The sequence below is a fragment of the Sulfolobus sp. A20 genome, assembly GCF_001719125.1.
Classification (GTDB): domain Archaea; phylum Thermoproteota; class Thermoprotei_A; order Sulfolobales; family Sulfolobaceae; genus Saccharolobus.
The window spans coordinates 1224010-1244868 of the sequence record NZ_CP017006.1 but is presented as its reverse complement, the minus strand read 5'-3'; the positions used below and the strand labels follow the sequence as shown (position 1 = coordinate 1244868).

Sequence of the window (20859 nt, the reverse complement as noted above, 5' to 3'; positions counted from 1 at the left end):
CAGAAGGTATTAAGTTTAAATCCCCTTAACTGGCTTCTTCCCCTTAGAGGTTCTCCTCATCGATTTGGAATTCGATCTCTCATGTATTGAGAGGATTAGAGAACCATACAAATTCATTATTACAATAATGTCCCTATCATTCTAATAACCATAACTAACATAACGAAAATATCTATAAGTAACTTCTTTCATTTGCTATACTGATGGGAAACTAGAGACAACATAAATAACTTTAAGACCTTTGTCACCCCAGAGGCTTTTCCCCCATTTTGTGAGCTGAAGAATAACTTACAAAGTGAGGAAAACCTAGCTATTTACGGCTGGAGTCAGAGGATAGAGAGATGGTTTTAAAAGCTTGACTCCCTTAAAGCATTCTGACCTCCTCCCCCATCTTAAAAGGCGAGGTTTGCCGTTCTCGTTATCAAGTAGTTTTTTATTGGTCTTCATATTAAACTTCTCTTTTTTAAACTCTTTAACTCCTATAAGAAATGTATATATGTGAGAATCCTAACATTAGGTGGAACAGGGTTTGTAGGAAGTAATTTTGCGAGGTATGCATTAACTAAGGGACATTATGTCTTGGTCTACGCTAGAACGATGAATAAGTACGCACAAGATCTGAAAGAAGCAGGAGCTGAGATTACTTTCTCTTATGATGAGCACTTAAAGGATGTTGACTGTTTAGTCTACTTCATCGGGGCTATGTGGAATAAAAATCCTAACGATTTTGAGTATTTGCAAGTTAAGTTACCATATGAGATAGGAAAGAAGTTTTCTTCAGTGAACTCAGGGAAGTTCGTTTACATCAGTAGTATAGGGGTCTCGGAAAACATAAAAAGTAAAGAAAGGCCGATTAAGGAGGAAACTAATATTTGTGAGGGATTAGAGCCGAATACACTTCATGGTATAACTAAGTGCGAAGGCGAAAAGGTTATATCAACACTCCCAAATTACACTATTCTAAGGTTTCCAATAATTTATGGTCCTTACAGTAGAATAATGATGTGGAGAACGTTCATGTGGCTAGTATCCCACGATATAGGTGTAAAGAATGATAATCAATTTAGTGCAGTCTCCACGAGAAATACATCTAAGGCTATAGAACTAGCTTGTGGCTATAAGAAGAACGGACACTTTTACATAACAGATAGAGAACCCGCAAGTCTAACTAGTCTATTTTTAGACGCTTCTAGAGCGTTAAATAGAAATATTAGATTTTGGTTTCCCCTTAACCTTAAGCTAATAGAGCCGTTTAAGAACTCTCATCAAGTCATAACCATGTTATACGACGTGCTTTCAAATCAGTTGGTCTACTCGTATGAGAAAGCCAAAAGGGAGCTAAACTACGAACCTGATGACGTTAGAGTTGAAACATTTAAGGAAATGGCTAAATACTATAATCTACTCTAAAAGGGATTTCTCTATTAGACTAATGGATATATCATAGCGATAAGATATGCCGTTATGTCCATCATTAAATTCCTCATAATAATGCTTTATCCCGTATTTTTCTAATTTCTTATGTAAAATCCTACTCCCATACTGAATGTTGTACTCATCCCTTTTCCCAACATCTATGAAGATCAATTTTAACTGAGATAAATTATCTTTATAGCTATCAACCAGTCTCACAGGATCTTTCTCTAACCACCTTTTCCATACATCATATATTATTTCCCCAGTTTCTATATCAAACGGTAATTCTATCTCTTCTCCCTTGGGAGAATAAAAGGCTGACATACCAATCACGTTTAACGTATTCAGATCATCTCTGTGATGTTTATTCTCTCTTCTCCAATAACTATCTATCCATTCCTTTACGCTTCCGAATTTTCTCAATTGCTCTATTGCCCTTGGAAAAGTGGGTAAGTAAACGTATTCAAAGTAGGCATCACCAGCGTGGTCTGCTATAGCTCTTATGACATTAGGATATTTCATACCTAAAACTAATGCCCCATAACCTCCAGAGGAATGTCCAAAAACGCCTATAAGATCACTCTTAAATTTATCTTTTAAATATGGTATTAGCTCTTTGATAAGGAAGTCTTCATACATTCCTACTGCAGTAGAATTAATGTATTGATTTCCACCTAACCTAGTGAACATGTCTGGCAAAACAACTATTACGTTATTTATCTTACCCTCTCTCTTCAACCTCTCTAATCTACTTCTCATGTCTTCCCCTAAGGGCTGATAATTCAGTTGCGTTAGAGATGAAGAAAAGTATCCACTTAAATAAATAACTATAGGTCTTCCTTCAAATTGATCAGAGTATAATAAACCTATTTTTCTCTTATAAGGATCATTCAAAGGATTGTCCTTAAGCACATTACTTTCAAATTCTAGTATATCAACTTTCACAATAGATGATTATAACTCATTGTTTTTATTCATATTGGTATGAGTATTTATTAACCATATCTTTCTCTAACCTGTATACGAATATAATGATTTTATTCCTCAATATTTTTCCCTCAATTTACAAAACGCCAAATGGATAAGCACGTCATGTCCAATACTCAGTCTAGAGAGTAGAATAATGGAAAGTCATTTGGAGGTAATGCGATAAGATCTCTTCTTCAAGAGTTAAGCTCTCGTAGAAGGTCTTATTAGTAGAGGAATGTGTTCTACAAGATATTAAATCCTAAAAATTTGATAAGAAGAACGACAAACCTCGCCCTTTAGGGCGGGAATGAGGTCAGATTGACTACTCTTTAATAACCCTTACTTTTTCAATACTATTGCTATAAAGAAACCTTGCTAAGTATAACGCATCTGTGTCTAAAAAACCAGCAAGTTTAACTAAACTAATATCTGGATTATCCTTGATGATTCTCACAACTGTCCTTAACTTATATGGTATCTCTTCCTCCTCGGTCACCAAAGCCCACTTTCTGAATTTTCTCCAAAATCTAGAGTAGTTCATGATATAAAAATACTTGAAGAATAATTTTTAAGACTTATCACATAATCACATTTTGTTATGCAGATCGGAATAGCTGTTCATAGCTCCTCTTCTAAGGATATGGAAGAGAAAGTAGCCCGTTTTATAAATTCACTAGATTGTAGACCCACGATCTTGGTTGGAGGGTATTGGGGATTAATGAAGACAGTAGTAGACGAAGCCTCTAAAAGGGGATTAGAGGTGATAGTGTTCTTACCGATAGAGAGGGAAGATATAGATTTACCAGTAAATGTAATAAGAGTTAATACGGGCTGTGAATTTAGATGCAGATCTGTGATGTTGGTAAGATCATCTGATGTTTTAGTCTCTCTAGGTGGTGAAGTAGGAACAATGATAGAAATATTCATGGCTTACGCAATGGGAAAGCCCTTACTTGTGTTAAATCACACTGGATTATCGTCTGACGTAATAGCAAGAGCCTTTCCAGAGTACATAGATCAAAGGAAGGTCATTAAACCAAAGTATTTCGATTCACCGGAAGAATTAGCTAAAGAAGCTTGTAAACCTCAAGTCGGCATTAGGGCATCATATGGATAAGCCCTATTCTTTCCGTCCATTATATGTTGTGGCACATGATACTTCGAATATAAATATGCATACAAAATTTGTCGTAAAATTTTTTCATTGCTAACGAATTAGCTTAATAACTTTAAGATAAGGATTTTCATTAAAATATATACAAAGAATTATATTTTTCTTCTGATTCTTTCTATTCTTATCTCTTCATCTAATTCTTTTTCCATCTTCCTTAGGTTAGACGAAAATAAGAATCTTATAAAATAAGAGCTTAAACCATTATCATGTTCAAGTTTCAGTTTAATTATGCCTACATTCACTTTCTCTATCTCTAGAGTTCCATTTCCTTTAGTCGTATTATAAATGTACTTAATCCTCGAATCACCGACGTAAACTCTCCCTCTGAAATCATATTCGCCCAAGATAGAAAGGTTTCCATTTCCTTTGAACTCGTCCCCTTTACACTCTATATGTTTGATAGAAGGGAAAATTTTGGGTATAATGAAACAAGGATCTGAAAGTATCTTAAAGAGCGAGGTAATCTCATGGTTTACTTTAATCTCCTTCTCTAATTCCATAGCCTATCCTATCTTCCCCTTTTTTAAAATATTAAAAGTTTTAGTTAAACTACGTTTATTTCATGAATATAAAGATAGGCTGATTTTGACTTTTAAAGTGATTAATTTTTAAACAGTAAACGTTAAGACTATTTCTATGCTGAGGAACCTTCTCACTGGATGGTATGGTACCTTCCTTCAGTTACTAATAAGATTAAGTTGGGGAGTTATAGCTTTGCCTGTATCCATAATTCTACATTTAAATCCGGTACAAGTGGGATTCGTAGCCACGTCTTTTTATATAGGTTACATAGTAATGTCAATTCCATGGGGGTTAATAATAGATAAGATTGGACCTAGTAAAGCAATTGCCATTTCTTCAATATTCTTAGTATTGCTCAATCTAGTACTATTCCTATTCTTTAAATCATATTTAGTTTTAACTTTAATCTATTTGCTTGAGGGATTAGTAGCTTCTTCAATATTTCCCTCAGCTATGAAAATCGTAGCTGTATCTTACTCTAATCATTTAACATTTTATGTAGCGATATTAGAGAGTGCTGGTCCTATAACGATTTTATTATTAGGATTAATATCATCTTTAATCTTAAATTCGTGGAGATATCTTTTCTTATTCTTCTCCTTGGCCTTTCTATTGCTAGTAGTAATAAGTACGAAAATCAACATTAGAGTAAATTCCACTGAAGTAAAGAAATCGTTCAAAGTACTCTTTGATAAGAAAATCGCCTTATCTACTCTAATTAGGTTAGGCGAATTATGGGCAACATGGGGTACTACAACTTGGATATTCTCGATGCTCGTATTATATAGGCACATTCCAGTTATATTATCCTCGTCATTTTTGCTTTTGTTTGGACTTGGTCAGCTAGTTGGTATATTGAGCGTAGAGAGACTGGTTTCAATAATTGGAGATAAGAAAGTCATCATGGTTAATTTGATAGGCTTTATTGCATTGACCTTATTAATTATTATAACCTCTTTTCCACTGCTTGTTTTAACTGAAGCTTTCTTTCTTGGAATTTTCTCGTTCTCGTATAGACCTCCTACTGACTCATTAATTATGAAAATAGGTGGAGAAGGTAGAGCTGGTACCTCCATAGGTTTTGCAAACGCCGTTTCTCAGATTGGCACTATGATAGCCCCAACTTTTGTAGGTTTTGTATTATATTTAACGCATAGTTTTGCGTTTTCCATGTTAGCCTTAGATCTAGGGTGCATAATCTCGCTAATTTGTTTATTCCTGCTTTAGAAGAAAAAGGTGAGAGAGTAGAGACTTTTCTGACTTTCTCCCCCTTAGAGCGTTCTCCTCATAGATTCATGTTTACATCTGAGGGGCAGTCGAGAGGGTCAGAGAACCTCTCCCATCTAGGGTATGTTTTTACGCTTAAAAATTTGTCATTCCCGCCCTAAAGGGCGAGGCTTTCCTCAACTTCGTAACTTCTAGTTACCTATGAGTTGTATTATTTTCTTTTCCTTAGCACTAGTATGTGCGGTACCATTATGAGGAAAACGAATACTATAATAAAGAGCTGTATATACTTCTAGAGTTTTTATTCATATGATGTACACTCACATATTTATCGCAAATAATTACTGTCAAAGCTTATTTAATATGAATTTGTAAGACTTATATTGTGAATAAAAACGAAATATGGAATAGAAGAATAATACCGATTATGGAAATTTTTGCATCACCTTACTCAGTTATTAGAAAAATATATTTACAGTTATTAATGCTAAGTATTGTAGTATATATTATAGCCTTAATATTTGTTTACTATCAACATTTAGATTGGATTTCTGCAATTTATGCAGCTGTTAACGTTATAACTACTGTTGGACTTTACGCGCCAAGTATTTACTCTATGCCTTCACAAGAAAAGTTATTCTTAACTTTAAGCATAGTTTTCAGTGTAGGACTATTTGCGAGTATGGCACAAAGTTTAATTTTAACAATTGTGAATAGAAATACTTGGATTGATGCTAGGGCTAGATGGAGAGGTAAGCATATGAGAGGTCATGTTGTAGTACTAGGGAATTCGAGAAGCGTATTGTCAGCTGTGAGGAAGCTAGAAGAATTGGATAAGGACTATGTTGTAGTTACAAATAATCAAGAAATTCAAAAATTGTTAAAGGGAGATAAGGTAATCTTGGGAGATCCTAAAAATGAGGATAATTTAATAAGTGCTGGAATTAATAACGCTGAGTCAGCTATAATAGCAATGGATGATGATTCAGAAACCCTTCTGCTAACTTTGAAGGTACAAAAGATAAATCCGCCATTAACAATAGTTACTGTCGTTAAGGACTCATCAATGATGGATATTATGAGAACAGCCGGAGCTGATATTGTCATACCGTTTGAGGAAGTTTTAGGGAGAATGATGGCTTCAGCTTCAGTATCTAAACAGTTTGCTGGTATGATTTATCCTACAAACAGCAGGGAGTTCGCAATAGGAGTTTTTGAAGTTAAAAGAGTTATAAAACTTAAAGATTTACCTAATGGTGTCATACCAATAGCAATACTAAAAGATGGTAACCTAGATCCCTATTTTGAAAAAGACACTGAAGTTAAAGAAGGGGAAGTTCTATTCGTTTTAGGTGACCCATCTAAATTTAAGGAAGTTAACAAGTTAGTTCAGTGATAAGTGAATAAAAATACGCCAAATCATTCAATAATATGGAAATAAGTCGTACTCCTTCTGTCGAGATATAAAACATGGAGTCTATCTATTAATTTGTAACTTGAAACATTTTTATACATCCATAATTCCTATATAAAAATTTTACTATATTAAATGTTTTAAATATTAATTTTATGATTTTCTATAAATATACATAAAGAATTTTTTGAGATAATAAATCAAGCGTTTTCACACAAAGCAGTGAGTAATACTTATACTATGCATAGTCTTTTTATAATCCATATTTTCAATCGTTTATGATTTAAATATATATTGTTCATTATATATGATGAGCAGAATTAATCTAGCTGGCTATTTAGTTTCAATAGGTGTAAGTGAATTCCTCTTACTAATGTTAATATCAGAGTTCTTTTATCCAAATTATTCTGTAAAATATAACTACATAAGCGATTTAGGAGTAGGCAGCACAGCAATAATTTTCAATTCATCAATAATTTTCATGGGCATATTAATAATTATTTCTTCTCTGCTAATAAGGAAAGAGTATCATTCAGTATCTTACATAATACTATTAACAGGATTAGGCTCTATGCTAGTTGGAATATTCCCTGAATATACCGGTCTCATTCATTCGATTTCAGCACTCATAGCATTCTTATTTGGAGGAATTGGTGCGATTCTCACTTCGTTGAAGAGAAACTACTTTTGGACGGTATTAGGAATTATCACTCTATTCACCCTTGTCCTTTACGTCTTAAAAATTTATGGACCATTCGGACCAGGTGGTATGGAGAGATTAATCGTTTACCCAGAGCTGATCTGGGGAATAAGTTTTGGAACTTACCTAATAGCCTCTAAAAACTCTTCCTATTAGCTTCTCTGCTGGGCAATATTTCTCATCATTTATTACCAACCACAACACCTCTTCTAGATGATTTAAATAATTATATGCCTCAGAATCGGTTATTTTCTACCTTCTGGGTCATCCAAAGCCCTTTTTATTTCACTCCACCAACTGCATTTACTTGCAACTTTCCTCATTATTACTATATATCTTTTACTGGTTACAACTCTGTTCTTCAAGAAGTTCTCAAATTCCTTTCTAATTAAATTTTCTGCAGTATGTAATTGTTAGCATTTGTGGAATTAGCTAGTTGAACATCTTAACTGTCCTTCAAGATGAACTTTTCAAAGGAAGCAGAGAGAGGAAAAGAAAGTTTATAAATAAATTTGCAAAAAACTATACATGTGGGAATATGATAGGGGAAAAAGTTGAGAGAAAAGTTGACGAAAAAGGGAGAGTCTATATACCTGAATATAAGGGTAAGAAAGTCTACTTAATCGACTTAGGTAATGGATATTTTTTAACTGATAATCAAGAGTTAGCTGAAGCTGCGAGCAAGAAAGCTTCAAACTTCTTTACTGAGGAGTTCATAAGGTTAGTAACAGAGCTTGACTTTAAAGAAGTTCATGAAGAGGCTGAGGAGGAGTTATCCAAAAGGTTTATGAAGGATTTAGGCTGAAATTCCTTGATGGAAGAAAAATACCTCTTAGACACAGATATCTTAGTGTCTAAGCAGTTCGTAAAGGTTAAGGAGCCCTTTATCGTTAGTTTAGTGTCAATCATTGAGCTTGCCATCGTCATACGCAGGAAACACCATGAGCTTATTAAAAGAGGAGAGAGACGAAGGGCTGAAGGTTATTTGAATTTCCTGTACCTCACACTATCGCAGATAAAAGATGTAGTAGTTGAAGTTTCCCTTAAGGATGTTGAAGAAGGGATAAAAATAATGTTTGAGAGAGACGTAAATCTAGGTGAAGCAATAAACGCTGTAATAGCTAAGAGACTGAATTATACGGTTGTTAGCAACGATAAAGACTGGGAGAGACTGAAAGATCTAGTTAGGATAAAGAGAGTACAATAAGAAAGGGAGACTTTAACCTACCGTCAATACTTGCTGAAATCTTATATTCAGTAGCATCTTTTGAGGTAAGGTCAATTCTAAAGCCTTATCATAGTCCTCATTTTGATAGGAGTAGTATCTGAAGCAATTTGACCAACTTGGTGCTCCTCCCATTGCTTCGTAAATTTTAATCATATTTACTAAAAACCTATTCCAACTTCTTTAAATCCTTTCTCTAAAAATTCCTTGCTTTTCTCTGTATCAAAAGGGGTAAATTATATTCTGTTCATTTCTCTCTCGTATAGAGGAGAACCAGGGTCTTCTATCTTTAAGTATCTATATAATAAACCAATCTTTAATCCTGTTAATATAGTCTTGACTTTCCTCAGATTATTGAAGGAAAGATAAATCAAATTTGCTCCCCTTAAATTAATTAGTTCTTGAGCTTCGTCTAAAGCTACAATAACTCTATCATCAGCCTACTCGTCAAGTGACTCTAACAGTGACGAAAATTTGACCCTATTAACTCTCTCCCCAATGGAACTTTACTTCATCACCTAGTACGCTAACAACCTCTATTCGTTTGAGGAAGTTCATTAGTGAAGGTAACTTACAGTTAAACTATTTATTTCTTTTTCAATGTCAAGTATGAAATCCTTAAAATGATATATAATTCGTCTCTTTGTATTTTCCCATATCTATATAGATATACGGAAGTTGCGTTTCATTTATGGCAATTTTTATTACTGAAGATTTTCCAGTACTTCTGAGGCCTAAGACTAAAGAGATTGATGACGATAGAGATTTAAACCTTTTCTATCTCTCTATTAAAGAAATCTTTTCTAGAACTTTTAGTTAAAGGATTGAAAAGATCACTTCTATCCCCAGAAGTATCTTCTAGTCCTAGAAGTTAAATAGTTTTTATACTTAGTACTTGCAGCTGAACAACTATAGAAACATTTAATAAAAATATATATATACATGCTTAGATTATGTTTTCTCAATTCTTTATATAAATATTAAATATATAACTTTATAGATACTATCAATAAAAAGTTTAAGTGTAAAGTTTAAATCTTCTAGGAAATCAGTTGATGCATTTAGCATTTTACCTAAACTTATTTACCATCTTCTTTATAGAGCCTTTAACATGTTCTTAGCTTTTATGTGAAAACTTAATGTTCACTATTCCTAAACCCAAAGGTGAGGCTTCCTTTTCGTTCGTGAAAGGTAAGAAGTATTTAGTATTTTTGAGGTGTTCTAACGGGGGCTCCTAACCTTATTATTAAATCCTCAAAATATTAGAGCTAAGATTGATAGCCAAATAACGTAACTGGCTTCCTCCAACCCTTTACAGTGAATCTTTACTCATTTTGTAACCTCCTCTTATCCTCTAAATAAGATCTAATGTCAGTAATTTGGATACTCTGCTTAATCCTCTTAGCTTCACTTAAGCTCTTATGTTCTATACTTAAACCTTCCGCCTTAACTCTCATAAATTTCAAACTGGATATGACGTCTCTTCTCACATTCTCTATAAGGTAAATCCAAGCATCATTTAATTTTTCGTTCCTTATCTTTATGTTGGTCAGTTTAGCTAATGTTTTTAAATCGTAAATACACTCGTTTTGAACTGGACAAAATTCGCAGTTATAATCATAATCTTTAGTATAATAATAAACTAGATACTTATTATCGGTAATGAACATTATCCCATCACTAATTGAAATATTATCTGATTTTGTCTTAAATGGAAATACCACCTTAAATCCTATTGCATTATCAACCAGTAGACCAATTTGTTTTAACTTGTTGACAATAAAATAATAATAACTCTTACTTATCTCATCCCCTCTTCTATCAGAAGCTAATACTTTAATATAAATTTCGTCCCCAAGCTTCTCGAATTCCTCCTCTTCAATCAAAAGTATATCATTGGAAAGTAATGGTCTTTGTACATTAATAGTCCTAAGCAAACACATAATAATATACGTCTTTACATAACCTTTTATTAGTTTTTCTCATAAATCCTCAGTAAGCTTACTTTAACAGAGTTAATGATTAAAACAATCTTCACATATACATAATAATGGAAGTTTATATAGGAACTTCTGGTTGGATGTACAGCTGGAACCCAAAGAAAAACCTTGATTGGTACGTAAAGAACTCAGGCTTTAATGCAGTAGAATTAAACGCTAGTTTCTATAAATTTCCGACTAGTAAGCAAATATCCTCGTGGAAGAAATATAATAACATAAGATGGGCAATTAAGGTAAATAGGATGATAACTCACGTGAAGAGATTATCTGATATTGAAATTTGGAGAAAATTTGAAGATAATATAAGGGAACTAAATCCGGATTTCTACTTATTCCAGATGCCTCCCTCATTTAAGTTTAATGAGGAGAACCTTAATAGGGTTAAAAAATTCGAGAATGAAGTGGGGAATAAGATGGCTATCGAGTTTAGAGATCCAGAATGGTATAGGAGGAAGTTGGACTTGAAGGTAACAGTAGTTTCAATAGATTCTCCAATTGGAACGTACTTGGTAAATACATCGGGGATCGTTTACTTGAGAATGCATGGCAGAGAAAACTGGTATTTTTATGAGTATAAAGAAGAGGAGTTGATTGAAGTAGCACATAGAATTCTTGAACAAAATCCCGAAAAGGTATACATATTTTTTAACAATGATTTGTGGATGCTAAAGAACGGTAGGAGAATGATGGAAATTATGAAGAGTATAATTAGTTAGCCTTACTCTCCAAGGAGTTTAAACTCAAGAACTACTAATTTTCAATCTTCATTAACTACAGTTTCGGATAACTAGCAAAGTTTGTATGACTTAACGCTAATTAGATTAAAAACATATGTAATGAAAATAAAGATTTAGGAGTTAGGTTGATGAAATCAAAACTCCTAGTAGTAGACATTAATCTGACTTCCTCGCCTTAGATGTTCCCCTCGTTAATAAATTATTAGTTATAAAATCAAATAAATTAAATAATTTTGTATATCTTTAGGTGTTGAAGATGTATATCCTACCACAATCTCTAGTTTAATAAAAGACGTCCTAACTTCATACTTTATCAAATACTGGTATTATCTTATTATTTACTTTTATAAACTTCACCTTAACTCTGTCTCCAATATCTATGTTACTCGTGAAATTCGTGTAGATTCTAAATCCCTCATTAAGTTCTACTATTCCATAGATTATTTCTTTTCCTTCTTTATTAAAAAATTTTGTATACGAAAAAACTTTACCTAAACCATTGCTTTCTAATACTTCTAATTTCCGTGATCCGCATTTTGGGCAATAATCTCTAGGGTAATAGAATATATATGAGCAGTTGTTACATCTTATGTAAGGTAATTTGTTTCTCTCAAACATTTCCGTATATTTCTTTTTAATTTCTTCATACATCATTATTCACCTGCTAGGACCATAGTGACGGAATGTCCTCTATTCCATCCGCCAATTCCGTTGATTAAAACCTTATTAACGCCCTTAACCTGTCGGTTATATCCCATATCATTTAGTTGTATTATAGCTTCTTCTAATATCACACCTCCACTCATATAGGCTGGTTGACCAACGTTTAATGATCCACCTCCAGTGTTTATTGGCACGTTTCCTTGATATGTGATATCATTACTTTCAATAAACTTACCTCCCTTGCCTTTCTCACTAAGTCCAATATCCTCTATTTGTAGCATGACCGTTATGGTAAAGGAGTCATATAATTGAAAAGCGTCTACTTTATTTAAATTCGCACCTTTACTACTTTCTATAGCAGGGGTGTATATAATATCATTCAATTCTGTTGGCATCTCGGACCAATGAGCTTCCCCATAAAACTCTATCTTTAGTGGTCTTAAATTTGATTTTCTTGAATGTTTACTCAATACAAAAACGTGAAACCCATCTACTGGATACACTATTTCTAATAGTCTTAATGGATCACTAACCATCCTTGAGGATAAGACTTCCTTCACACTCAAAGGTGTACGGTATAATGCTTTTTCATTTCCTAATGCGTTCTTCCTTTGCATTACGGCTATTAAAGCCCTCTGTTCATCAGTAGTATTGAATAGTTTAGCATGTCTTTTAGCCACTAATGCATAATCGCTAACAGGATTTATATCCTCATATACTCTGAAGAAATCATCATAAGGAGTTATTTGAACATTTCCAAAAAATCTATCCACACTGTCTGCAGTTACTCTATTTTCTCTTAATGAAGAAGATTTTCCACCAACTATACATAGAGCGTTCTCTATTTCTCCCATGCTTATCATTTTCTCAGCTCTGTATAGCATCGTTAAGGCTGAAGGCCCACCATATTCTACTATCTCTATAACTTTAGGCTTTATTCCTAGGAATGATGGTATTTGAAAGGAGGAGAAGTGAAGGGCAGCCTTACCATCAAATGTCCCGGGTAATATTGTGTAAAACACACCATCAATTTGCTTTAGTTCCATTGAAGCCATATCTAAAGCCTTACTTACAGTTTCAGCCAATAGTTGAAATGTTGATCCTTCATACTTCTTGTAAATCATACTAGAAAATCCTACTATCATAAGGTTAACCCTCCCGTAACCTCTATTATTGCACCGTTAATATATGAAGCTTCATCTGATGATAGAAAAGCTATTACATTTGCTACTTCCTCTGGCTTACCTATTCTGCTCATCGGAATCCTATCAATTATTATCTTTCTAACCTTTTCCGGCACAGATGCTGTCATTGGAGTATCTATGAACCCTGGTACTATGGCATTTGTAGTTATATTATATTTGCCTAATTCTCTAGATAGTGTTAAAGTGAATCCTATGATTCCAGCTTTAGCTGCTGAGTAATTAGCTTGCCCGATGTTTCCCCTCCAACTAGCTGATGACATGTTAATTATCCTACCCCACTGGTATTTTATCATCCCTTCAACTACTTGTTTCGTCATATTAAAAGTCCCATACAAATGCACTTTAATTACTTGATCCCATTGTTCGGGAGTCATTTTTGTGAATAATGAGTCCCTTATTATTCCAGCATTATTTACTAATATATCTACGTGATCGATGTTTAGCTCTAATAATGCTTTGTTATAAAATTCTCTGCACGAATTCCAATCGGTAACATCGACCCTAAGTCCAATAACTTTCTCGTTCCTTGTAATCTCTCTAATTTTGTTAGCTCTTTCTTGAATATTTTCTGAAATATCTCCCATTATTACTCCATAACCTAGTGAGGCTAATTTTACGGAAGTCGCAAAACCTATTCCACTACCCGCCCCGGTTATTATTGCATATCTAACCATTTCAAACTCTTTATTCCATATAAAATATTTAAGTGATTAGCTTTATATCATACAACGAGATTTTACAACACGCTTTCATCCCTTACCTCTAGAATGCTGACTTCTTCCCTAAATTTTGGGCTAGACTTTCCTCACTTTGCAATATAGAATCATTTCCTAATATTTATGAATTTATTCTCGATCACACTCCTTCTGAATACTATATAGTACTTCTCTAAGTGATAATACACTTATTGGTCTACCGCTATTATTTACTACAAGTACATAATTTACATTATTTTTTACCATCATAACAAAGATATCTAATAACTCTTCATCTCCATTAACTGTTATTATGGTTCTTGACATCACCTTAGATATATTATCACTTAAGGAGACGTTACTGCTAAGCCCCCTAATTATTAACTTTTGCGTAACTATTCCAACTATTTCTCCTTGTTTATTGGTAACTAACAGAAAGTTGGTGTTACCCTTTCTCATCATATCTAAAGCATCCTTTATTGTATAGGAATCTTCAATCAATATTGGTACTCTTTCTATAACTACTTCCTTAACCTTCATAAGTGGTATTATGTTCTCTTATAAGTATTTAAAGCTTATAGATAAATCCAAATTATAAAATCACATTAACTACGTTTACTAGTTTAGGCGTTTCTTAAACTATTCACGCACACTATAAAGCCAATCTGACGATATATCCTTGAATTAATTTTACAATTCTTAATAGAGAGCTAGTGTAAATACTTAGATGACATGCCTAATTTAATGGTTTCTATACTAATATTATCTTTAAATAAGTATATAAAATATAATATAGATATAATAGTAAATATCGGAGAGATAGTAAAGTATATAAATCTAAAGAAATATGCTAAGGCAGAAAGGTAAGGTATTGGGTAAACTTTACTGTAATTATACCTTGAAGTAGAGTAGGTTATACAGCTGAAGAAAAATGGTAACATAATACCAAATGCAAAAGCATGAGTAAACTCACCTAAAAAATAATAGGAAAGCGACACAGCTAACGCGACTATTATGACAGACAATGCAGAAGCATTAATTTTAACACCCTTACTGCCAATGAAGAGCCATATTATATAGCCTAAAATAACGATAAAGAGAAGCTTTTGTATAAAGATGAGCATGAAAATAAGCATGAAAATGGGTAATTGAGTAATTCCAAATTTAGGCTTAGCGTTTAATGTAGCAGTGAATACTCCAATATTAATTCCCAATAAATACAACATCAGTCCTACAATCAAAAGAGTGTAGTTATAGGGAAATATACTCCAAACTATTAACGAAATTATAGGGGACGAGAGAACTAAGGTATTTATCGGAAATCTACCACCATATGATCTTATATCCTTTATCCCCCATATTTCTGTAGCTAATAATGACGCTGATGCTAGGGCTTGAAACGGATAAAACGGTATAGCTAGAAGTATCAGAGATGTTAAATGTAGCGGGAGGTACTTTCTGGCGGGAAAGAATAATCTTGAGATCATGCCAAAGAATATAGAATAACTTCCTATCATCATAAAGTATGGGTGAAATTGTAAATTAGTATATAAGAAGATACCACCTAATAACCAATATAATAATCCCAAGATAATATAAGGTACATTAACTCCCCAGGGTTCTATCGCTTTCTCCATACGCTATAATAAGTTTAGTCCAAATATTAACTTAACCCTAAAATGTTAGTGTATAAAACGGGCAGAATTTTAGTAATCTATAATGATATTAAAAATTTCTATTTAACTACTAAAACAGGAATCTTAGCTTCATGAACTATCCTTGAAGATACACTTCCCAGAAATAACCTTTTTATAGTAGAGAGACCTCTACTACCTGTCACTATTAAGTCAGCCCCACTTTTTCCAGCTATATCTAATATAGTACTCGCGGGATCTCCCTCTACAGTGACAGTTTCTACGTCTTTAACTCCGCTTTTTAACGCCTTATCCTTAGCATCTTTAACGTCACTACTTGCCTTATCATATATCTGTTGTATAACTTCATTAGGAACGGGAGCTAATCCCATCCCAGAAAGTATAGCAGTATCAATAACTTCAATAATAATTAACTTTGACTCATATTTTTTTGCAAGATCTATGGCTATATCCAATGCCCTTTTTGCATTATCAGATCCATCATAAGCTAAAATTATATTTTTGAAAACCATTATTATTCCCTATTAATTATGGTTAATATCGGTATTAAAAGTTTTGGTATAGAAATATGACTTGTATATTCCAAGTTAAACTAACTACCCGTGTTCTCATTAATTTAATTCGCCTCTCCTATAGATATAGGAATAAACTATAATAATTATATATTATAAAAAATAAAATTTTTAATATTTAATTATTATTTTTTAGAAGATATTACTCCCCAACCATAAAATAGAGCTGAGCCTATGACACAAACTAGTGAGGCATAATAAAAGTTCAGCAATGATAAAGCACCAACACTTCCAATATACGTTAGTAAGGTAAGAAATCCTATGTATACAATATACCAAATGCTATTAATAAAATCCTCTTTAACTCTATATACTATTGAGAATATTACTGAAACTATTGTCAACAATAAAACTGCATATGGAACTGATGGCCAACCACTCCAGTAAACTATTAGCCCTGCGAAGATAAAGGCTAGAAATGAAATTACTTGATATAATGGAAAGATGGGCTTAATTTTACCTCTAGAGATTAAACTATGCATCGCTACTGGATTTACAGAGAACCCTATGTATCCCGCAACAACAGCATCGCTAATTAAACCGTAAATTGTAGGTAATGGAGCTGAAATGTAAGCAACTATAGCTCCGACTACGCTAAACACTATTAACGCCCACAATGGTACTGAATACTTATTTAACTCTTTCATTTTATCTGTGACATACTTAGACCGCGCCATCGCAAATAACACTCTCATTCCACCTCCTTGATAGATATACCCTACTACAAATGGTCCAACAATACCAATTACACTTGTTAAGATCAGTAGAGAGTAAAGGTTGCTAGCTCCCGCAATGTCAATAAACGGATTACCTGGCACGTTTTGAATATCAGTCCAATCCCCCGGTTTTATCCCTAATCCTGTCCAATTTAGCGAACCTATAAAAGCAATTGCAAAGATTATATAAATAAGTGTTTGTCCCAAGACAGTGTAAACAATAGCCTTCCCTAATACTTTATGGTCCTTAGTTTCTTCAGCATAATCCGGAATTACTCTAATTCCACCAAATGCGAACATTGCTAAGGGAATAGCAGAGAATATACCTGCGAATCCAAATGGGACAAATCCACCGTATTTTACAAAATTCATAGAATTAAATAGAAATATTAAGAATCCTAACGCTACTGCTAGATATAATAAAAGTTTTATTATTCCAAATACGGTAGTGGAAGTCCCAAAGAACTTAACTGAATAGTAATTGAAAGGTATAAATAAAAGCATTACTAGGACGCCAAGCAATGCACCTAAGCTAGTAGGATAGCCAGAGGAGTTGATAAGAACTATGCCATGAGGGGATGTGAAGAAATTTATTGCTTCTACTACTGCTAAGGCCTCTATAGGGGGAATGAACAGATACCAAATAAGATCTGAGAACGCATTTAACATATTGGTAACTCTGCCATGAGAGTATAAGGCGTATCTGGAAGGGCCTCCTGCTTCTGGGTAATTTAATGCAAGTTGAACATAAGTTAACCCAATCGTGAGATAAAAAATACCACCTAGCAACCATGATAGAACCATTGCAGGACCAGCTAACGAAGCCATAGCAGCTGAACTGAAAAGTATTCCAGTTCCTACAGCTCCTGCAATTCCTATAATTACGAGATTTAACAAGGATAATTCCTTTCTTAAAGTTTTTTCCTCTTTTTTCTCCATGTGTACTATTTAACGCAATAGAAATTTAAGCTTTATTACTACCTTAAACATTCTTATGTTAAACCTGGAAATCATTTGACATAATAATAAGATTGATGACGGAAATCATGTAAACTTAATAGGAACTTTCTATCAAATATTGAACATATTATAAATTCGTTTTATGTACTGACAGTCATAAATTGTAGTCCTAAATTTTTTAAAAGGTTCAGCAAATGAGCCCTTTCGTAAAAATTATCACGTAATGTATAGTTACCTTACAGCATGAGAAGAATTTTGTATAATATTAATTTTATGTCACATAACGGTTTAGCAGCTCACCCACGTAATAATAAAACTCGTACGATTATTAGATCGAGTATTAGGTTTATAATTTAAAAATCTCGCGCTGAATCATTATTACTTTTCAGCTAATTGGTGGTAATATTTTGTACTAACATATTTCTATTATACCTTTTGAATTCGAAATGCGTTTATATGTGTCTTCTGAATCTCGAACTACTGATATAAAATTCAATTATATATAAATTTTCAACAAAATACTTTTAATTTCGATTGCATTCTTATACTGTATGAATTATAAAATAAGGAAGAGATCATCTATTGAGATAATATTGGATATATTGAAGAGTTGTGAAGAGTCTTGCAACATAACTAAAGTGATATATGAGGCAGGTATAAATTACGCGGTCGCACAGAAATATGTCAATGAATTAATTAAGGTGAATGTATTAATAGTCGAAGGGGAAGGGAACAAAAAGTTGTACAAGCTTACGGAAAAAGGAAAGGTCTTAAAAGAACATTTAGAAGAATTTTTAGAACTAAGGAATAAGCTCGAGCTGGAAAGAGAAAAGTTAAAAGAACTTTTTGCAAGGAGTATGATCCTCTAAGATCTTCTATGGATCTTAGGTTACGTAAGATATAAACTTTATTTAGTAAAGCGCATTACAATACTTAATGTATAAATTAAATTATCCAACGGCACAAGTAATTTATGGATATGATGCCTTAGAATGGCTTATTAACATAAAAGAGAAGAAAGTAGCACTGGTGACAACGAGAAGTTTATTGAAAAGTAAAATTTTATCGGAAGTTCTTAAATTAGTGAGTGCAAATGTTATCGAGGGACCTAGACAACACGTTCCAGAATCTGACTTGAACTCTCTATATGAGAAATTAAAAGGTTATGAAACAGTAATAGGCCTTGGAGGGGGTAGTATTATAGATGGGATTAAATTGGTTACTGACGCATTTTATATAGCAATACCAACAACTCTTTCGGGAGCAGAGCATACTAGATCAGGTGGTTACACAGTTGATGGAGTTAAGAGTAGTAAATTAGGCAAAGATGCTGACGTAATTATACTAGATCCTAGAGCTACATTAGAGACTCCTAAATGGTTATTAGTAACTTCGGGTGTTAGGTCATTAGATCATGCTATAGAAGCGTTATACTCAACACAATCTACTCCATTTACCGATACATTAGCTATAGAGGGGTATAAAAAATTAATCAATTGCTTAAGAAATTTGGAAAGCTTGGAAGATAGACTTAATTGCCAAATAGGTTCTTGGCTATCATCAATTACTATGAGGTATGTCAAAATGGGGATGAGTCATATGTTCGGTTACGTCTTTGGTCCAAGGTTTAACATACCTCATGGCGTTACATCATGTATATCATTACCTACCGCGGTAAAGTTTAACTATGAAATAGCTAAGCATAAATTGAAGGAGATAGAAGATGGAGAGCCTCTATATATTTCGATAAATAATTTCCTAAAAGAAATAGGAGTAAGAAAGAGATTATCTGAGTTTGTTCCTTCTCTTGAGGATGCGTTAAAATACGCAAAGGTTTATTCGGAATTGGTAAATAACAGTGGAAATCCTCTAAAAGTGGATCTAAAGATGGCTGAGGACTTCATAAAGGAGGTTTATTAAAGATGGAGTGGATTGGATTTGGAAAGAATTGGGGTAAATGTAAAGATTGCTGGTTATCGTTCGAAAAGGGACTACAACACAATAATTCATTATATTGTTATAAATTAGGAGTTCCTATTAGTTCGCTAAAGGTACCTCTAGATGAGTTTTTAAAAAACGTCAAAGATATGCCTGGTAAGTATACTTTATTTCCTTTCCCAATCAATTTAATGAGTAAGGGAGTAATCATTTTCTACTTTAATACGGAAGATGAAATGAGACAATTCATAGATAGTATAAAATATTATATAAAGGAAAAAGTAAGTTTAAACGAGAAGAAATTTTATGATATTTTTGTTAACGTTGATTGGATAGGAGGAATAAACTGGAGAAGAGGATGCCCAGAATACGATAAGAAATTTGGCGATTGGAGAAAATGGAAGAAAATACAAAACTCTTAATGTGTTAAAAACTATCTAATCAATCCTTAAATATATTTTTTATCTAAATTTTCATCATGCGTATTGCGATATATATTTTGAGCCTCAAAGGAGGTATAGGGAAGACTAGCTTGGCTATAAAGATGGCTCATTCTTTGGGAAGGAAAAACAGAGTTTTACTTATAGATAATGATGGAATGTCAAATTTATCTCTAAGGTTAGGATATCATATAGAAAGTTTAGTTGATGGACGGTATCCTTTAGATAGTTTAGTAAAAATTAGGAGAAATACCTTTTTACTTAGGCTGAGAAGAAATCCATTTACTCAACTCAACGATATTAATAGGGAGAAGATTCTGAAGGATCTTATAGGTAGAAAATATTGGAAATATATTATTGTTGATAATTGGACCGGTATTACAGAAAAAGATAGAATAATTAGGAACATTTATGAGAATGTAGATGTAAATGTTGGTCTTTTTCTGACTGATCAACTCTCCCTTGATAAAACGTTAGAATATTTAAATAATTGGAGCCAATTAAATGCTAAATACGCACTACTAATTAACAATGATATTGATTCGAATTATCAGAAAGATATATACTTAAAATCATAGTTCTTCAAACGAATTTAGGAAAATAATTTTTCATTTCTTAACCAACTTTTTAT

At 33.1% G+C, this 20859-nt stretch carries 26 protein-coding genes; 12 read left to right on the top strand and 14 right to left on the bottom strand.

Annotation, left to right across the window (positions count from 1 at the left end):
• Positions 1 to 498 precede the first annotated feature (498 nt).
• Positions 499 to 1410 (top strand): NAD(P)-dependent oxidoreductase, encoded by a 912-nt coding sequence (locus tag BFU36_RS06790; RefSeq protein ID WP_069282844.1) that lies wholly within the window; start codon positions 499 to 501, stop codon positions 1408 to 1410.
• Here the strand turns inward: BFU36_RS06790 and BFU36_RS06785 are convergent.
• Positions 1402 to 2361, bottom strand: coding sequence for an alpha/beta hydrolase family protein (locus tag BFU36_RS06785; RefSeq protein ID WP_069282843.1), 960 nt, complete (start codon positions 2359 to 2361; stop codon positions 1402 to 1404). The two genes, BFU36_RS06790 and BFU36_RS06785, sit on opposite strands and share 9 nt — an antisense overlap.
• Positions 2362 to 2707: 346 nt before the next feature.
• The gene (locus BFU36_RS06780; RefSeq protein WP_069282842.1) at positions 2708 to 2926 is read right to left on the bottom strand and encodes a hypothetical protein; all 219 of its coding nucleotides are present in this window, start codon (positions 2924 to 2926) and stop codon (positions 2708 to 2710) included.
• A 57-nt stretch (positions 2927 to 2983) separates the two neighbouring features.
• On the opposite strand from BFU36_RS06780, the gene BFU36_RS06775 reads away from it, so the two are divergent.
• Positions 2984 to 3502 (top strand): hypothetical protein, encoded by a 519-nt coding sequence (locus BFU36_RS06775; RefSeq protein ID WP_069282841.1) that lies wholly within the window; start codon positions 2984 to 2986, stop codon positions 3500 to 3502.
• 149 nt (positions 3503 to 3651) lie between these two features.
• On the opposite strand, the gene BFU36_RS06770 is transcribed toward BFU36_RS06775, so the two are convergent.
• On the bottom strand, positions 3652 to 4059 hold the full coding sequence (locus tag BFU36_RS06770; RefSeq protein ID WP_069282840.1) for an STK_08120 family protein: 408 nt from the start codon (positions 4057 to 4059) through the stop codon (positions 3652 to 3654).
• Positions 4060 to 4195: 136 nt separating this feature from the next.
• Here BFU36_RS06770 and BFU36_RS06765 point away from each other — a divergent pair, with 136 nt between their 5' ends.
• From BFU36_RS06765 to BFU36_RS06755, 3 genes are all read left to right on the top strand, one after another.
• Entirely contained in the window at positions 4196 to 5308 is a 1113-nt protein-coding gene (locus tag BFU36_RS06765; RefSeq protein ID WP_069282839.1) for an MFS transporter, read from the top strand.
• Between the two features lie 385 nt (positions 5309 to 5693).
• A complete protein-coding gene (locus BFU36_RS06760; protein ID WP_069282838.1) occupies positions 5694 to 6704 on the top strand; it encodes a TrkA family potassium uptake protein in 1011 nt (336 codons plus the stop codon).
• A 325-nt stretch (positions 6705 to 7029) separates the two neighbouring features.
• Positions 7030 to 7578 (top strand): DUF998 domain-containing protein, encoded by a 549-nt coding sequence (locus BFU36_RS06755; protein WP_143576854.1) that lies wholly within the window; start codon positions 7030 to 7032, stop codon positions 7576 to 7578.
• Positions 7579 to 7667: 89 nt separating this feature from the next.
• Here BFU36_RS06755 and BFU36_RS14485 read toward each other — a convergent pair whose 3' ends face one another.
• Positions 7668 to 7787, bottom strand: coding sequence for a hypothetical protein (locus tag BFU36_RS14485; RefSeq protein WP_342719106.1), 120 nt, complete (start codon positions 7785 to 7787; stop codon positions 7668 to 7670).
• A 173-nt stretch (positions 7788 to 7960) separates the two neighbouring features.
• Between BFU36_RS14485 and BFU36_RS06750 the strand changes: the two genes are divergently transcribed.
• Both BFU36_RS06750 and BFU36_RS06745 read left to right on the top strand, forming a co-directional pair.
• The gene (locus BFU36_RS06750; RefSeq protein WP_069284644.1) at positions 7961 to 8227 is read left to right on the top strand and encodes a VapB-type antitoxin; all 267 of its coding nucleotides are present in this window, start codon (positions 7961 to 7963) and stop codon (positions 8225 to 8227) included.
• 9 nt (positions 8228 to 8236) lie between these two features.
• Positions 8237 to 8629 (top strand): PIN domain-containing protein, encoded by a 393-nt coding sequence (locus BFU36_RS06745; RefSeq protein ID WP_083216356.1) that lies wholly within the window; start codon positions 8237 to 8239, stop codon positions 8627 to 8629.
• Positions 8630 to 8641: 12 nt separating this feature from the next.
• Here BFU36_RS06745 and BFU36_RS13810 read toward each other — a convergent pair whose 3' ends face one another.
• From BFU36_RS13810 to BFU36_RS06740, 3 genes are all read right to left on the bottom strand, one after another.
• Positions 8642 to 8803, bottom strand: a complete 162-nt coding sequence (locus tag BFU36_RS13810) for a hypothetical protein (protein ID WP_156770061.1) — start codon at positions 8801 to 8803, stop codon at positions 8642 to 8644.
• An 80-nt stretch (positions 8804 to 8883) separates the two neighbouring features.
• Positions 8884 to 9021, bottom strand: coding sequence for a hypothetical protein (locus tag BFU36_RS13805; protein WP_156770060.1), 138 nt, complete (start codon positions 9019 to 9021; stop codon positions 8884 to 8886).
• A gap of 951 nt (positions 9022 to 9972) precedes the next feature.
• Positions 9973 to 10590: a hypothetical protein gene (locus BFU36_RS06740; protein ID WP_069282836.1), complete on the bottom strand. Its 618-nt coding sequence runs from the start codon at positions 10588 to 10590 to the stop codon at positions 9973 to 9975.
• A gap of 107 nt (positions 10591 to 10697) precedes the next feature.
• On the opposite strand from BFU36_RS06740, the gene BFU36_RS06735 reads away from it, so the two are divergent.
• The gene (locus BFU36_RS06735) at positions 10698 to 11363 is read left to right on the top strand and encodes a DUF72 domain-containing protein (protein ID WP_069282835.1); all 666 of its coding nucleotides are present in this window, start codon (positions 10698 to 10700) and stop codon (positions 11361 to 11363) included.
• A gap of 324 nt (positions 11364 to 11687) precedes the next feature.
• Here BFU36_RS06735 and BFU36_RS06730 read toward each other — a convergent pair whose 3' ends face one another.
• The 7 genes from BFU36_RS06730 to BFU36_RS06700 form a co-directional block, all read right to left on the bottom strand.
• Positions 11688 to 12038, bottom strand: coding sequence for a Zn-ribbon domain-containing OB-fold protein (locus tag BFU36_RS06730; RefSeq protein ID WP_069282834.1), 351 nt, complete (start codon positions 12036 to 12038; stop codon positions 11688 to 11690).
• Positions 12038 to 13192 (bottom strand): thiolase family protein, encoded by a 1155-nt coding sequence (locus BFU36_RS06725; protein ID WP_069282833.1) that lies wholly within the window; start codon positions 13190 to 13192, stop codon positions 12038 to 12040. Before BFU36_RS06725 ends, BFU36_RS06730 begins: the two co-directional genes overlap by 1 nt.
• Positions 13189 to 13926, bottom strand: coding sequence for a 3-oxoacyl-ACP reductase FabG (fabG, locus tag BFU36_RS06720; protein ID WP_069282832.1), 738 nt, complete (start codon positions 13924 to 13926; stop codon positions 13189 to 13191). Before fabG ends, BFU36_RS06725 begins: the two co-directional genes overlap by 4 nt.
• A gap of 171 nt (positions 13927 to 14097) precedes the next feature.
• Positions 14098 to 14487, bottom strand: coding sequence for a CBS domain-containing protein (locus tag BFU36_RS06715; RefSeq protein WP_069282831.1), 390 nt, complete (start codon positions 14485 to 14487; stop codon positions 14098 to 14100).
• Between the two features lie 170 nt (positions 14488 to 14657).
• Positions 14658 to 15584 carry a hypothetical protein gene (locus tag BFU36_RS06710; RefSeq protein WP_069282830.1) on the bottom strand — a complete coding sequence of 309 codons (927 nt, stop codon included), beginning with the start codon at positions 15582 to 15584 and terminating at the stop codon, positions 14658 to 14660.
• Between the two features lie 98 nt (positions 15585 to 15682).
• Positions 15683 to 16114 carry a universal stress protein gene (locus tag BFU36_RS06705; protein WP_069282829.1) on the bottom strand — a complete coding sequence of 144 codons (432 nt, stop codon included), beginning with the start codon at positions 16112 to 16114 and terminating at the stop codon, positions 15683 to 15685.
• 185 nt (positions 16115 to 16299) lie between these two features.
• Positions 16300 to 17829 carry an APC family permease gene (locus tag BFU36_RS06700; RefSeq protein WP_069282828.1) on the bottom strand — a complete coding sequence of 510 codons (1530 nt, stop codon included), beginning with the start codon at positions 17827 to 17829 and terminating at the stop codon, positions 16300 to 16302.
• A gap of 572 nt (positions 17830 to 18401) precedes the next feature.
• Here BFU36_RS06700 and BFU36_RS06695 point away from each other — a divergent pair.
• The 4 genes from BFU36_RS06695 (at position 18402) to BFU36_RS06680 (ending at position 20806) form a co-directional block, all read left to right on the top strand.
• On the top strand, positions 18402 to 18719 hold the full coding sequence (locus tag BFU36_RS06695) for a DUF4364 family protein (protein WP_069282827.1): 318 nt from the start codon (positions 18402 to 18404) through the stop codon (positions 18717 to 18719).
• 67 nt (positions 18720 to 18786) lie between these two features.
• Positions 18787 to 19770 (top strand): iron-containing alcohol dehydrogenase, encoded by a 984-nt coding sequence (locus BFU36_RS06690; RefSeq protein WP_069282826.1) that lies wholly within the window; start codon positions 18787 to 18789, stop codon positions 19768 to 19770.
• Positions 19771 to 19772: 2 nt separating this feature from the next.
• Positions 19773 to 20210: a hypothetical protein gene (locus BFU36_RS06685; RefSeq protein WP_069282825.1), complete on the top strand. Its 438-nt coding sequence runs from the start codon at positions 19773 to 19775 to the stop codon at positions 20208 to 20210.
• Between the two features lie 56 nt (positions 20211 to 20266).
• Positions 20267 to 20806 (top strand): ParA family protein, encoded by a 540-nt coding sequence (locus BFU36_RS06680; protein ID WP_069282824.1) that lies wholly within the window; start codon positions 20267 to 20269, stop codon positions 20804 to 20806.
• Positions 20807 to 20859: the final 53 nt, after the last annotated feature.

Bases quoted from the DNA above. Each gene is read 5' to 3' on its own strand.
- BFU36_RS06765 (WP_069282839.1), top strand. From the start codon at position 4,196: ATGCTGAGGAACCTTCTCACTGGATGGTATGGTACCTTCCTTCAGTTA.
- BFU36_RS06710 (WP_069282830.1), bottom strand. From the start codon at position 15,584: ATGGAGAAAGCGATAGAACCCTGGGGAGTTAATGTACCTTATATTATC.
- BFU36_RS06705 (WP_069282829.1), bottom strand. From the start codon at position 16,114: ATGGTTTTCAAAAATATAATTTTAGCTTATGATGGATCTGATAATGCA.
- BFU36_RS06680 (WP_069282824.1), top strand. From the start codon at position 20,267: ATGCGTATTGCGATATATATTTTGAGCCTCAAAGGAGGTATAGGGAAG.
- BFU36_RS06685 (WP_069282825.1), top strand. From the start codon at position 19,773: ATGGAGTGGATTGGATTTGGAAAGAATTGGGGTAAATGTAAAGATTGC.
- BFU36_RS06770 (WP_069282840.1), bottom strand. From the start codon at position 4,059: ATGGAATTAGAGAAGGAGATTAAAGTAAACCATGAGATTACCTCGCTC.
- BFU36_RS06695 (WP_069282827.1), top strand. From the start codon at position 18,402: ATGAATTATAAAATAAGGAAGAGATCATCTATTGAGATAATATTGGAT.
- BFU36_RS13810 (WP_156770061.1), bottom strand. From the start codon at position 8,803: ATGATTAAAATTTACGAAGCAATGGGAGGAGCACCAAGTTGGTCAAAT.
- BFU36_RS06755 (WP_143576854.1), top strand. From the start codon at position 7,030: ATGATGAGCAGAATTAATCTAGCTGGCTATTTAGTTTCAATAGGTGTA.
- BFU36_RS06775 (WP_069282841.1), top strand. From the start codon at position 2,984: ATGCAGATCGGAATAGCTGTTCATAGCTCCTCTTCTAAGGATATGGAA.
- BFU36_RS06750 (WP_069284644.1), top strand. From the start codon at position 7,961: ATGATAGGGGAAAAAGTTGAGAGAAAAGTTGACGAAAAAGGGAGAGTC.
- BFU36_RS06740 (WP_069282836.1), bottom strand. From the start codon at position 10,590: ATGTGTTTGCTTAGGACTATTAATGTACAAAGACCATTACTTTCCAAT.
- BFU36_RS06725 (WP_069282833.1), bottom strand. From the start codon at position 13,192: ATGATAGTAGGATTTTCTAGTATGATTTACAAGAAGTATGAAGGATCA.
- BFU36_RS06715 (WP_069282831.1), bottom strand. From the start codon at position 14,487: ATGAAGGTTAAGGAAGTAGTTATAGAAAGAGTACCAATATTGATTGAA.
- BFU36_RS06745 (WP_083216356.1), top strand. From the start codon at position 8,237: ATGGAAGAAAAATACCTCTTAGACACAGATATCTTAGTGTCTAAGCAG.
- fabG (WP_069282832.1), bottom strand. From the start codon at position 13,926: ATGGTTAGATATGCAATAATAACCGGGGCGGGTAGTGGAATAGGTTTT.
- BFU36_RS06780 (WP_069282842.1), bottom strand. From the start codon at position 2,926: ATGAACTACTCTAGATTTTGGAGAAAATTCAGAAAGTGGGCTTTGGTG.
- BFU36_RS06735 (WP_069282835.1), top strand. From the start codon at position 10,698: ATGGAAGTTTATATAGGAACTTCTGGTTGGATGTACAGCTGGAACCCA.
- BFU36_RS06690 (WP_069282826.1), top strand. From the start codon at position 18,787: ATGTATAAATTAAATTATCCAACGGCACAAGTAATTTATGGATATGAT.
- BFU36_RS06730 (WP_069282834.1), bottom strand. From the start codon at position 12,038: ATGATGTATGAAGAAATTAAAAAGAAATATACGGAAATGTTTGAGAGA.
- BFU36_RS06700 (WP_069282828.1), bottom strand. From the start codon at position 17,829: ATGGAGAAAAAAGAGGAAAAAACTTTAAGAAAGGAATTATCCTTGTTA.